Consider the following 12,631-nt stretch of genomic DNA (forward strand, 5'->3'; position numbering starts at 1 on the left):
TATTTCAAGTACCCTCTAAAAACCTTCCAAAACCAGCGATAAGGTAGTAATCAACTCAACCAACCATTGATAAAAGCTATGCAACCGAGTTTTTTGATCATCAAGATCGACTTGACGTCCTTGAGCAGCTGGGAGACTCGCTGCCAAAGCTGAAAAGGACCGTAGACTGGGAGGTTTTCGGGTGTTGTTGGGCTCAGTTCATAAAACACAGTGCGGATGTTCAGGTGCTGGTCCTACAGCATTTATTCAATCTGTCCGATGATAAAACAGAGCTCCAAATACGGGATCGCTATAGTTTTTATCGTTTTCCTGGGTTGAGCCCGGAGGGTAAGGTACCCGATGCTAAAACAGTTTGGGTATATCGTGAGTGCCTGAAAGGCCGGGGCCTTGTTGATAAACTCTTTTCAGAGCTGTTGATCCAGATTGATGCAGCAAGCTTCAGTGCTCGCAAGGGGCAGATTGTAGATGCCACTATCGTCCCAGTACCCAGGCAACGTAATACGCGAGAGGATAATAGGCAAATCTAAAGATGGGGGCAGCCGAGGCATGGGGTGATAACAAACGCCGCCAGAAGAATGTTGAAGCCCACTGGACAATGAAGCATGGTAAAACCCACTATGGGTACAAAAGCCACATCAGCATAGACCGGAAGCATAAGGTCATTCGCAAGTATGCCATCACATCGGCTGAAGTTCACGATAGTCAGGTCTTCGAGGAACTGCAGGATGAGAACAACAATAATGGCAGTGTCTGGGCCGATTCCGCTTACCGCAGTGAAGAGCGGGAGTCTGCTTTAGCCGATGTACATTACCGCAGTCATATTCATCGCAAGTCGATATGGAAACTCCCCTTGAATGAACGGGAGCAAGAGGCAAACCGAAAACGATCAAGAGTTCGGACTCGAGTTGAGCACGTGTTTGCCCAGCAGGCCAATCGACTGGTGCGTAGCATCGGGCAAGTCAGGGTCGGCGTGAAGATGGGTATGATGAATTTGACGTACAACATGCGTCGATTGGTGTGGCTGGTCGGATGAAGCGAGGTATGGATATGGATGTTGCCAGAAGAATCAGTGTGAAGACACTAGGCTCTCCAGTTCAGCATTGAGTGCTGCCTCGACCGTGATATTGGTCAGCATTTGCCGAAACTCGTTGAGATCTTCTTCAGTTTTGATGTGATTAGCGGCCGCTTGGGCTATCGCCTGGAGCTCTTTCTTGTCGATCATCTGCCTATCCTCTCCCTTGTTTGGGTTTAATGATAGGCAGTTACACAGAATTCAGGATAGTCTCAGATATTCTGGAAAATTTTTCTCCTTATTTGGCCGAGCAATTATTATGTCTATCGCGTTACTATCTGCATATTCTTTATCAACCACGCATGCTGTGCCTGGATATCCAGTCCTAACCATAAGAACATCACCTTCTTTGAGACGAGATTTTTTATTTACATTGTATCCTTCCAGAGATAAATATACCCAGTTAGAGTTTTTGATCTTACCTTCCATAATGTTGGCAGATCGGAATGCTTTTACTCCGATGAACGATTCCACGTAGTATTGCGACGGTTTAATAACAATACCAACACATACAGATTCACACACTTCAGCAACACTTAAAGCAACCCACCCCTCAGGCACCATACCCCAACTCCTCAAGATACTTATCCATCTCTTTTTCCAGCCCGGCCAGTTCCGCTTTCAGTTTTTTACGGTCCTCCCGCACCGCCATTAAATCAATCGCCTCCTCTTCCTCAAAAGTATCCACATAACGCGGAATATTGAGATTGAAATCGTTCTCCCTGATCTCTTCCAGGTCGGCAAGATAGGCGTATTTATCGACGTTCTGGCGCGCTTTGCAGGTGGCGACAATCTTATCGATATGCGCTTCGGTGAGATGGTTCTGATTCTTGCCGTCCTGATATTCCCGGCTGGCGTCGATGAAAAAGACGGAATTTGCTCCTGCACTTCCCCTATCCTTGGCGGTCGCACCTGGTCTGCTTTTGTGTTTCCTGAAGATAAGTATGGCCGCAGGGATACCGGTGCCATAAAAAAGTTTTTCCGGCAGGCCAATAACGGCATCCAATAAGTTTTCTTCAATCAGTTTTCTGCGGATTCTGCCCTCGCTGGCACCCCGGAATAGTACGCCATGTGGCACCACCACGCCCATGCGCCCTGTTTTCGGCTTCAGGGTTTCGATCATGTGCAGGATAAAGGCGTAGTCACCCTTGGTTCTGGGCGGGATGCCGCGGCGGAAGCGGTCATATTTGTCATCCTCGGCGGTTCCCTGACCCCACTTGTCCAGAGAGAAAGGTGGATTGGCCACCACCACGTCGAAGTGCAGCAGGTTTTCGTTGCTGTCCAGCAGGCGCGGGTTGCGCAGGGTATCACCCCATTTGATGATGTGGTTGTCTTCGCCGTGGAGAAACATGTTCATCTTGGCCAGTGCCCAGGTGCTGCCGATGGCCTCCTGACCATAGAGCTGATATCGCTTCGATCCGTTGAAATGCTGTTTGATCTGGCGGCCGCACTTCATCAACAGAGAGGCCGAACCACAGGTCGGGTCACAGATGTCGTCACCCTTTTTTGGCTCTATCAGCTCAGCGGTAAGTTCTGAAACAGCGGCAGGAGTATAGAACTCGCCGGCCTTTTTTCCGGCACCGGCGGCGAACCGGTCAATCAGAAACTCGTAGGCATCGCCGATGACATCTCTCTTGCCCACCCGGCTCGGGCGCAGGTTCATTCTTTTGCGCCTCGTCGCCCAGCTTGGTCGAATTGAACGAGATATCCTGAAACACCCCGTTGTCACCGTCGCGCAATTTGCTGCTGTTGCCATTTTCGATGGCATGCAGGGCCTTGTCGATACGTTCGCCGTTACCCGGTTCGTATCGTTTGTCGTAGAGCCAATAGAAGTTGGCGGTTCGGGGCAGGACAAAACGCTCGTTCTTCAGCAGCTCCTCGATAAGCTCCGGGCTCTCTCCGTGCGCCTTCTGATAGTCGTCATAATGGTTCTGCTAGACATCGGAGAGATATTTGAGAAACAGCATGGTCAGGACGTAGTCCTTGTAGACGCTGGAGTCGACGGTGCCTCGGAAGGTATCGCAGGCCGCCCAGACGGCGTTGTTAATCTTCTTTTGGTCGATGCGCTCTTTTGACATGGTGTTTATTGTTCCAGTAATTGTTGAAAAATGCCGTTGAGCATTTGCTGGCGATTGGCCAGTAGCTGTTTGGTGAGTCGCTGCTCCTGTTCCCAGCAACGTTGTACAGAGACTATTTTTTCCTGTGTCGCCATGGGTGGAACCGCTACCGGCAGTGCACCCAGGCTCTGTTTGTTGAGCATCGGCATTCCGCTGCCGCTACGATGGATCAGAAAATAGTGCTGCGCCACGCTTTGGTTCAAGTACCAGTTGAGATATTCCGGCATGATCTGTTGACTGGTCAGGCGCAATACAAATAGCTGACTGGTGGCAACAACCGGCTCATCGCCCAGTAGGATCGAAGCCCGGTAGTACTCGCCACGGGCGGGTAGCAGGATATCCCCGGGTTGCACCGTTGCGGCCTCCTTCGCACCCTGCCAGCGGATTCTCGGCAACTGATCCGCTGTGAGCATCGCCCGGTCCTTGAGGTCCCTGATTTGCAGTACGGGGAGATTTCCCTCCGGATCTTCATTGATCTTACCGCGAAAGGTATGTCCCGCCCGGATGCCGGCAATGGTGTTTAGTGGTTTGCGCGTATAAATAATCGGTTTCTTGATAAGAGCCATCCTTGGCGCTCCTTACCTCGTTTCAAAATTAACTGTGACCTGAACATCTGCGGCGGATGACTTCCTGCTGCGTATCCCATCTCTTCAAGTCATCAAAAAATATTCAGTAGAGACTCTATTTCATGGTGGTTGATCGTATTTGTGGCCACTCTTCCGGCAATGTCAACTATTAAAATGCAGTAGACCATCTACTCATAATATTAATTTATCAGGATAGCAGTGTAAACCTCCAAAAAATGGGAGTTTCTGGAATCTTATGATCCGAAGGGAATTCAATAGATACATGCTATCCATGCAGACACTGACGAGGCAACTTACAGCCCTGGAACTGGCCAATCGTGTGTTTACGGATACCCAGCTTGAGCGGGTGATTGAAGGTAGCAGACAGCGCCGCTATCACTTGGTGAACCGGGCAATCAAGGCCGGAGAGCTGCTGCGTTTGTGCCGGGGCAGCTATCTGCCGGCAGAGCCCTTTAGGGATTATCCCATCCATCCCTTTGTCCTGGCTCAGGCCTTTGTTCCCGGAAGCTATGTCTCATATGAAACCGCCCTGGCCCACCATGGCTGGATTCCCGAAGCCGTGTATACCACCGCCAGTGTGACGCCGGAGAGAAAGTCTCGCGAGTACGAGCACAGATCGTTCGGACACTTTTCCTTTCATCCAATGGCCACACAGCCAGGTTATTTTCTGGAACGGGTGGATCGCGAACAATCCGGGGAACAGAGCATGCTGGTGGCCAAGCCATTCCGGGCATTGATGGATCTGGTCTGCGTTAGAAAAGCCGAATGGTAGGGGATGGAGTGGCTGGAGAAAATTTTGCGTATTGATTACGACTACCTGCGGCAAGTAACGGGGGCCGATATCCGAACCTTAAAACTGGTTTACAAGCATAAGCGCGTAATCCGGTTTCTCGATTCTTTAGCCAGGGAGTTAGGCAATGATTGAAATAATCCAACAGCGGCTGGGGAGCTACAAAACCGGCAACCCGGTGGAAGAGGGGCAGGCTGCCAAAGAGATCCTGCAGGAAATCGCGCTGTATTCGTTGTGGCGTGTGGGATTTTTTGAGGTGGCCGCTTTTCAGGGAGGGACCAGTTTGCGTATTTTGCACAAGCTGCCGCGATTCTCCGAGGATCTGGATTTCATCCTGAAGGAACCCGACCCCGGCTTTGAATGGAGCGGTTATCTTCAAAAGGCTCCAGGGCGGCCTCGAAGAGTTTGGCCTTCAAACCGAGACCGTTGCACCTTAGCAAGTCAAAACGATCAAGAAAAAAGGGTTTTAAAAAAACTGTAGTCTTCTCTTGCCGTTCTGGATAGTGCGAATCAAGCTCAAAATCATTTTTACAGGAGATCAATATCGGTTGAGTGGGTCTGGCACTCACACAAAAAAAGGAGCATCTTCACAGATGGGGCCTTTCGCGTGATGGTGCGCCTGGCACGACTCGAACGTGCAACCAATGGCTTCGAAGGCCACTACTCTATCCAATTGAGCTACAGGCGCATTTACTTTGGTAATAAAAACAGAGCCACATTCGATCATGATGTGGCCCTTATGATATATGGCGCGCCAGGAAGGATTCGAACCTCCGACCGCTCGGTTCGTAGCCGAGTACTCTATCCAGCTGAGCTACTGGCGCAATACTGGAGGGCGAATACTGCTGATTTATCGCCCTGATGTCAATAAATAACCAATTTCCGTTAATTGTGGCAAAAAGAGGACTGAACACCCTTCGATCGCCACCTTTCAACAATAATATATGGCGGAGAGAGAGGGATTCGAACCCTCGATGGAGCTATAAACCCCATACTCCCTTAGCAGGGGAGCGCCTTCAGCCGCTCGGCCATCTCTCCAGATATTCCTATGGCTGCCCCAAGGAGGCGACATTCTACACCATTTATTTCTGCCTTGTCTCTATTCAGTCTACAAAGATTCCCAGGCCGCTGGCTGCGGTGAAACCGATTCTTATCCGAAGGGGTTCATCTATTAGGTACTCTTTTAATGAATTGAATAAAGGGCTGTTCTAGGTAAATTATTTTAGGATGATAAAGAGAGAAAGAGCAGATTAAGTAGGAACAAACAGAGTCGATTAATCGAGTTATTTGTAGCGGGTACAACAGCACGAACAGACGACTCTTTAGTTGGCATCAATAAAACAACGGCGGGATATTACTTTCATCGACCTAGACAGGTTATCTATGACTACAGTGAGCATTTTGGATTGCTGGACGGAGAAATAGAAGCGGAGGAAAGGAGCCTGTAAAGTTTTCTGTGTAACAGCCGGGGTTAAGTATATACCGCTAAGCGTTCTACGAACTCAATCATAAATCTATTCAGTGCTGGTTTCCAATGACGGATCGGCATTGTCCACTTTTTCGATGCGGCCTGGATTGCCAGATAGATTACCTTCTTTACCGAGTCATCGGTTGGAAACAACTTCCGCTTTTTGATCGCTTTGCGAATGACGCTATTCAGCGACTCAATGGCGTTGGTCGTGTAGATCACCTTTCGTATGTCCTCCGGGTAGTTGAACAGCGTGTTCAGGTTCTCCCAATGGGCACGCCAGGAGCGGCTGATCCGGGGATACTTGTTGTCCCATCGGTCAGAGAATTTATCCAGCGCCGGTAAAGCTTCTTCCTCGGTGATGGACTGGTAACTCTTTTTCAAATCAGCCGCCACAGGCTTGTAGTCTTTCCAGGGTAGCTACTTCATCGAGTTCCGTAGCATATGCACAATTATAGAGCTGGATATTCGGGAAAGCCGTGTTGATGGCATCAGGAAAGTCTTTTAAGCTATCGACACAGGCAATCAAAATATCCCTCACACCGCGGTTTTGAAGCTCTGTCAGCAGGTTCAGCCAGAATTTGGCACCCTCATTCTCCGACAGCCACATCCCCAATAATTCCTTGTGGCCTTCCAGGTTGACGCTCAGAGCGAGATAAATCGCTTTATTGATCACTTTCTTGTCTTGCCGGATTTTAACGACAATGCAGTCCAGATAAACAATAGGATAAATCGCATCCAGGGGGCGAGATTGCCATTCAACAACCTGTTCGATAACTGCATCAGTGACTTTGGATATGAGTGTGGCAGAGACATCGGCCCCATACATCTCCTTGAATGTCGTGACGATTTCGCAGGTTGTCATACCTTGGGCATACAAGAAGAGGATCTTGTCATCCATTGAGGTAAATCGACGCTGGTGCTTCTTAACTAGCTGAGGTTCAAAGCTGCCCGCTCTATCTCGCGGGGTATCCAGTTCAAACTGGCCATCTTCCGTTTGCAAGGTCTTGCTGGTCGTGCCGTTGCGGCTATTACTCGCTTCGGACTGTTCATGTTTGGCAAAACCAAGGTGATCATCCGGTTCAACGTTGAGGGCTGCCTCGAACGTGATCCTGGTTAGCATTTGCCGAAACTCGTTGAGATCTTCTTCAGTTTTGATGTTTTTAGCGGCCGCCTGGGCTATCGCCTGGAGCTCTTTCTTCTCGATCATCTACCTACCCTCACCCTTGTTTGGATTTTTAATGATAGGCAGTTACACAGAATTTAGGTCTGTCTCTAATAAACGGGGTCCAAACGGACCCCGTTTGAACGGCTCACTCGTCTGCCGCTTCCTGCTCTTGCTGTTCCCGCTTAATGCGCTCGTAAATTTCTTCACGATGAACAGTTATATCACGCGGTGCATTAACACCTATGCGAACCTGATTACCTTTGACACCAAGAACCGTAACGGTCACTTCGTCTCCGATCATCAGGGTTTCTCCTACACGGCGAGTTAAAATCAACATCGTCCTATCTCCCTGTTTAACTCGATTCTGAAATAGCGGAACTCCGCCACACGAAGAGACATATTCCAACGCCCTCGAATAACGTTATACTGCCGCCAACCAAGCACTTGCACCACAAACTAATTCCGTGGAGAAAGAGTAGTGTGTAACTTTACCAGCCCCACCACCGTTTCTAAAGGCGTGGATTCGACTTGTAAGTGTAACTCTGTTTGACGAATAGAGGGTAAGCTGCGGTAGCATCAAAGCTTTCTCTATCCGGCAAGAAAGAGGAGCACCATCAGATACACACAGCTACCCATGAGTTATTGTCAAAAGTAGTGTATCAGTCATTTCTCAAGCGGCGGCCTGGTCTGATTTATCTATCTCGACTCCATCTTTAAATAGCACCCCTTTTATTACCTTAGCGAAATAATTAAACCCGCGCAGTTTGCGCCAGTTTTTCTCAGCATATTGGCTGAGTTTGAACAGCATATGCAGCATACCATCTCTGGACAAACAGCCCTTGGAGCGCTTCGTGCTGTGGCGGGCGGTGGCAAACGTCGATTCAATAGGATTGTCGTCCTGAGGCATTGCCAGTGCTGAGCGGGAAAATCATAAAACGTCAGCAATTCTTCCCGATCTTTTTGCAGGCAGAGTGTGGCTTTCGGATATTTTGGCTCGTACGTCTTCACAAATAGGTCGAAAGTACAGGGATAGCCGCAAGAAGGAATTGAAATCACGCACCAAAAAAGAGCTATTTTACATGAAGCGGTTGTTTGCCTGGGGCGTCGAGTATGAATACTGTCTGACGAACCCAGCAAAGGACGTTGGAGCCAAAGGGCTAGCCACGGCCAGAACCCATTACCCGCAGGACGATGACTACTACGCTGTCATCAATATAGCACCTCTGAGAATTGTGCTCATGGCCCGCTTGGCTTGCCTCACAGGGCGTCGTCGTAATGATATAGTGAAAATGACACGGCGAGACCTGAACGCTGAAGGGATATTTCTCGACGAATCAAAAATGGATAAACCATCATTGGTACTCTGGACTGATGAGCTATCGAGGAGGAGTCAAAGAATTCTATCTGGCTGTTCCCAGTAGCCGGAAGTCCGGGTGAGCACTACCGCCTGAAAGCCATGGACACTGCTTGGCAGCGAGTCAGAGGTAAGTTGAAGGCGGCTAGCATGATTCCATTCCAGTTCAAAGATATTCGCGCCAAGCATGCTACCGATCTGGAGGAGGCTGGCGGCGACGCAACCGACAATCTCCAGCATTCATACCGTGGATCGACCAAGCGACACTATCTGAGAAAGGCCACCAAAGCAGTCGGTTTACGCTGATATCGTCAGGAATGTTGTGAGGAGACATTTAAAAAGTGAAACATGGGGTGGTGCGCAATGATGAGCGATACCGAGCAGAGAATCAATGACTTGGAGATGTTGTATAGATAGCTGATTTTATCTAGAAATCTCTTGCGCGGCTGATCGTCAATGAAAGCTGTATATGCATCCCCGTCTGCTACGATTCCAGCATTCTCAACCGTTTCATCCAGACGTTCACCCAACTCTTCAAGCTTGTCACCAAGTTCCACCGTGGTGCCGGTCGAACCAAACCCGGCTTTCCAGGAAAAAGGCATGAAATCCGGGAGCCAGACGCGGAGTATGCCCTGATCCCGCTCTACGATGTGCGAGCGGCGGCGGGCCACGGTGCGGTGGTGGAAGAGGAACGGATCATTGATTCCCTTTTCGATACTGCATGGCAAAGGGTAAGACAGAAAATTAAAGCCGCTGGTTTTGTGCCATTTCAGTTCAAGAATCTGAGGGCAAAGCATGCCACCGATTTAGAAGAGAATGGCGGTGATGCTACAGAGAATCTGCGTCATTCAGACAGTGCTGTGACCCGTAGGCACTATCTGAGAAAGGCCACTAAAGTAGTTGGTTTACGCTGATGTCGTCAGTAAATCAAAATTAAGTTAGTGGCCACTATCCTTGTGGTTATTACAGAATATGGTGGGCCGTGGGCGACTCCGTGGGCGACTCGAACGCCCGACCAATGGATTAAAAATCCACTAGACTTTTCAACAAAATCAATAAGTAATGGTTTTTTTATTTTGGGAAACAGGCCCCGTAGGTGCTTGATTTAATTGAGTTGACGGTTTTATTTTGGGAAGAAATTAAGTAGGTATTAACGAGTCAGCGCAGGATAACTAAGCGCTTAGGTTAGTCATTTACTTCCCCCAGTGCTATAATAACCCCGGTACCGCGCCAGGATGGCAAAAGCCAGAATGGAAGCTCGCCCCGCACCACCGACCTGCAACCCCGCTCGGTGGTGCTTCATTTTGCTAGGTGCAATTTTTGCCGACTTAAATTTGTAACTTGAAACTGGTAGTTAAAAACCCTCTTGGCTAACTAATAAATAATCGCCCGATACCCCTTTCCAGTGAGGATCTCGTAGGCATTTATTACTCTCTCTCTGGATCGATACCATGCGGACTGATGATGGAAGTAATCTGATTCATCTAAATAGTATCAGTTATCCATCGCCGTACACTCCCATGCCTGCATCTGTCGGCTGGTTAGTTCATCGCGCACAGATTCGATCTCGATTCGCAAATCATGGGGTCCAACGCCGCCAAAATCTGCTTGGCGTGCCACCTCGGTATAGGTCCAACTAGTGCCAGTCATGCCGTTTTCGGTGTGCATCAGCGTCGGCCCTGTGGTGTCGTAAATTCTGACGGTATACGTTGTCCCAGGTTCTGGGCCTATATCGACCTCGGTCTGGTTAACCAGATACGCGGTTTGTAGGATTCGGTCCCGGTGGCTCCAGGTGACCGCTATATCTCCGGTGGTGCTTACAGGGTATCGTGTGGCATTGAGTTTGATGTTGCCCGGCGGATAGGGTCGCTGATAACGATTGTCGAGCGTGAGGTACAGTGCCGTAGCGCTGCCGATATCCAGCGTACCCAATGTGGTAGTAGGCAGCAATTTTAGCGTGGCAAACTCAGCATCTACCCGCTCAGTACGATCAAGCCCCTGCCAGCCATCGGCGAACCAGATTCGTGAACTATCGGCATGCTCGACGGGGACCGTGTCCAGTATGCCGCGATCGATAGTGATCGTTCCGGCCGCTATGTTAACGCCCCGGATAGCCACGCACTCAGCACCGATATAGGCAAAACTATCTATCCCAATCTGGTCCAGGTCGATGCCGTTTTTGATACTCACCACCCTGTCTACCAGGGCATCAATGACCAGGTGCTCATCTAATTCGGCGGTGGGACAGCAAAACCCCTGGCTCACATAAATATATTCGGAACCACTGATGAGGCTCTGAATTTGATAACTGAACGTGTCCTCACTCGGCCTCACCGCCTGGGATATGACGAAACCGAACTCTGGACTCATCTGTGCGATATCCGCCGGCGAAACATTCATCTGCACATCCCAATATCCGGCCTCCATCAACTGTTGATAGGGGGCGGCGGCCGGTGGGTTATTGGGCGATACCCATCCAGAGGGTTGTGGGGCAACATAGCTGGTGTCGGGCAATGCGAAAACATCCTCTATTGCATCAATCGCAATACGCCCGTCGGTCAGCTCACCGGTGTCGATGTTGATCACTCGGTACACCGCTGTATTGATGCCCAGTTTTGCCCAGGAAAATTTAAAGGGATCACCGCGCCCCAGATCCCACCCGGCGCGGTTGACGGTGATGCGTAAACGGCTGAGCGGTGATGCTGCAGCCCGCAGATCACGCAGTGCGACCCGGGCGGCCAGGTCGGCATTGGATATTCCCGGATATTGCACGGTCTGAGTGACCACCCCGCCCTGAATCTGGATATTGCCGATATCGTGAACGGTGATGGTTTTGTCGGTGTTGTCGTCCCGGTCTCGATAGACCACGCTGATCTCGTTAACGGTCTCGCCCCAGCCTCGGCGCTCAAACGAGTCCAGCGTGAGGGTGTTTGACTCATCAAACAGATCCAGTGCTGCAGGGTCATAATCATCACGGATCAGTGTCAGGGTGAACAGTCCCGTTGCCGGATCAACATAAAGGCGACCATCGATATGGTCCATGATGCGCTGGATAAATGTGTCCAGCGGCTCTTGTTTCGACCACATCAGAGACAGGCCGAACGCCTCGGTATAAAGTGCATCGGCAGCGGATTGAAACGCTGCATCATCTATCTGTGATGCCGGATACCCCACACCCCAGGAGCTGTTGGTCAGGCACTCCCGGACGATATGCGCCGGATTTAGATCACCATCGTTGATGTTGGCCCTGGACGGGTACCATTGCGCGGTGCCGGTGGTGAGTGTATCGGTCCGTTTCAGTCTGAACGCCCAGTTTTTCAGATACGGATTATTACCGATGTAGCACTGACGCAGTATCAGAGAGACGATGCCACGATATGCCGGGACGGTACTGCCATATTGCGCCTGAAGGTAGTCGTTTTTTGCCTGGGAGGGATTCCCCATCAGCACATCCACCTCGCCAGATACACCGCCCTCGCGATCATCACCGCCAAACAATTCTGGCGCATCAATAGAGATTTGCCCGCCGCTGCTGTTACCACTCCAGGCCTCCCGCTCGCCCACGGTGATCATTTGCAGCTCGTCTATCGGGCCGTGGCACAGAGCCAGGTGCATACCGATATAATATTTGTAGCCAGTAATACCGCCGCCAGATTTACCGCCCATCACGCACTCTCTGGCACAATCTCAAAACCTGGGCATCACCCGTGCGCTCTAGTATTTCTATCGGCAGTCCCTCGCGCCGGAACTGCGCCCAGTCCAGCCCGCGACGAGAAAACCAGATTCTGGCACTGCGGTTGCAGTAACCCGCTGAACGCATATCAGTGTGAGTTACAATCAGTTGACTCATTTTTCCCCCAACTAGGATTTGTTCGGAGCGGTTTTTAAATGTCCGTACCAGACAACGTTCGGACTTTTAACGGTCACCGTGCCAAAAATCACCGGTACGGCGCGGCCCTCTGTCGCCGTGGGCGCATCAAAATCCTCCAGGCTGGCCGGTTTTGGCACCGGTGGTTTTGGTGCCAGCATATACGAGAGTGCAGTAGTGATGATCCAGAAAATAAATTGAAACATA

The 12,631-nt window shown here is 50.2% G+C and carries 9 protein-coding genes, 3 tRNA genes and 6 pseudogenes; 5 read left to right on the top strand and 13 right to left on the bottom strand.

Features of this window, described 5'->3' with window-relative positions; all coding sequences use genetic code 11:
• Positions 1 to 65 precede the first annotated feature (65 nt).
• A pseudogene (locus tag MN084_RS19200) lies at positions 66 to 1,033 on the top strand (IS5 family transposase).
• Between the two features lie 54 nt (positions 1,034 to 1,087).
• Here MN084_RS19200 and MN084_RS03510 read toward each other — a convergent pair.
• The 4 genes and pseudogenes from MN084_RS03510 to MN084_RS03525 all read right to left on the bottom strand — a co-directional run.
• Positions 1,088 to 1,219 (bottom strand): annotated as a pseudogene (locus MN084_RS03510) (IS256 family transposase); the annotation flags it as partial.
• 54 nt (positions 1,220 to 1,273) lie between these two features.
• The gene (locus MN084_RS03515; protein WP_241084823.1) at positions 1,274 to 1,636 is read right to left on the bottom strand and encodes a hypothetical protein; all 363 of its coding nucleotides are present in this window, start codon (positions 1,634 to 1,636) and stop codon (positions 1,274 to 1,276) included.
• A pseudogene (locus MN084_RS03520) lies at positions 1,626 to 3,150 on the bottom strand (type I restriction-modification system subunit M). The gene MN084_RS03515 and the pseudogene MN084_RS03520 overlap by 11 nt, the downstream one beginning before the upstream one ends.
• Before the next feature lie 5 nt (positions 3,151 to 3,155).
• Positions 3,156 to 3,755, bottom strand: coding sequence for a restriction endonuclease subunit S (locus MN084_RS03525; RefSeq protein ID WP_241084822.1), 600 nt, complete (start codon positions 3,753 to 3,755; stop codon positions 3,156 to 3,158).
• Between the two features lie 292 nt (positions 3,756 to 4,047).
• Between MN084_RS03525 and MN084_RS03530 the strand changes: the two genes are divergently transcribed.
• Positions 4,048 to 4,548, top strand: a complete 501-nt coding sequence (locus MN084_RS03530) for a type IV toxin-antitoxin system AbiEi family antitoxin domain-containing protein (protein ID WP_241084821.1) — start codon at positions 4,048 to 4,050, stop codon at positions 4,546 to 4,548.
• A gap of 145 nt (positions 4,549 to 4,693) precedes the next feature.
• On the top strand, positions 4,694 to 5,047 hold the full coding sequence (locus MN084_RS03535) for a nucleotidyl transferase AbiEii/AbiGii toxin family protein (RefSeq protein ID WP_445083880.1): 354 nt from the start codon (positions 4,694 to 4,696) through the stop codon (positions 5,045 to 5,047).
• A gap of 130 nt (positions 5,048 to 5,177) precedes the next feature.
• Here the strand turns inward: MN084_RS03535 and MN084_RS03540 are convergent.
• The 3 genes from MN084_RS03540 to MN084_RS03550 all read right to left on the bottom strand — a co-directional run bounded on the left by MN084_RS03540 (position 5,178) and on the right by MN084_RS03550 (position 5,604).
• Positions 5,178 to 5,254: transfer RNA gene (locus MN084_RS03540), tRNA-Arg, on the bottom strand.
• Between the two features lie 59 nt (positions 5,255 to 5,313).
• A tRNA-Arg gene (locus MN084_RS03545) sits at positions 5,314 to 5,390 on the bottom strand.
• A gap of 121 nt (positions 5,391 to 5,511) precedes the next feature.
• Positions 5,512 to 5,604, bottom strand: a tRNA-Ser gene (locus tag MN084_RS03550).
• A gap of 239 nt (positions 5,605 to 5,843) precedes the next feature.
• Here MN084_RS03550 and MN084_RS03555 point away from each other — a divergent pair.
• A pseudogene (locus tag MN084_RS03555) lies at positions 5,844 to 6,002 on the top strand (IS1595 family transposase); the annotation flags it as partial.
• Positions 6,003 to 6,037: 35 nt separating this feature from the next.
• Here the strand turns inward: MN084_RS03555 and MN084_RS03560 are convergent.
• The 3 genes and pseudogenes from MN084_RS03560 to MN084_RS03570 all read right to left on the bottom strand — a co-directional run.
• Positions 6,038 to 7,241 (bottom strand): annotated as a pseudogene (locus tag MN084_RS03560) (IS256 family transposase).
• A gap of 106 nt (positions 7,242 to 7,347) precedes the next feature.
• A complete protein-coding gene (csrA, locus tag MN084_RS03565; protein ID WP_241084820.1) occupies positions 7,348 to 7,539 on the bottom strand; it encodes a carbon storage regulator CsrA in 192 nt (63 codons plus the stop codon).
• A gap of 333 nt (positions 7,540 to 7,872) precedes the next feature.
• A pseudogene (locus MN084_RS03570) lies at positions 7,873 to 8,222 on the bottom strand (transposase); the annotation flags it as partial.
• Positions 8,223 to 8,706: 484 nt separating this feature from the next.
• Between MN084_RS03570 and MN084_RS03575 the strand changes: the two are divergent.
• Positions 8,707 to 8,862, top strand: a complete 156-nt coding sequence (locus MN084_RS03575) for a hypothetical protein (RefSeq protein ID WP_241084819.1) — start codon at positions 8,707 to 8,709, stop codon at positions 8,860 to 8,862.
• Between the two features lie 5 nt (positions 8,863 to 8,867).
• Here the strand turns inward: MN084_RS03575 and MN084_RS03580 are convergent, their stop codons facing one another.
• From MN084_RS03580 to MN084_RS03590, 3 genes are all read right to left on the bottom strand, one after another.
• On the bottom strand, positions 8,868 to 9,353 hold the full coding sequence (locus tag MN084_RS03580; RefSeq protein ID WP_241084818.1) for a hypothetical protein: 486 nt from the start codon (positions 9,351 to 9,353) through the stop codon (positions 8,868 to 8,870).
• A gap of 697 nt (positions 9,354 to 10,050) precedes the next feature.
• Entirely contained in the window at positions 10,051 to 12,222 is a 2,172-nt protein-coding gene (locus MN084_RS03585; RefSeq protein WP_330178317.1) for a phage tail protein, read from the bottom strand.
• 195 nt (positions 12,223 to 12,417) lie between these two features.
• Positions 12,418 to 12,630: a hypothetical protein gene (locus tag MN084_RS03590; protein ID WP_330178318.1), complete on the bottom strand. Its 213-nt coding sequence runs from the start codon at positions 12,628 to 12,630 to the stop codon at positions 12,418 to 12,420.
• Position 12,631: the final 1 nt, after the last annotated feature.

It is taken from the genome of Candidatus Vondammii sp. HM_W22 (assembly GCF_022530855.2).
Classification (GTDB): Bacteria; Pseudomonadota; Gammaproteobacteria; order Chromatiales; family Chromatiaceae; genus Vondammii.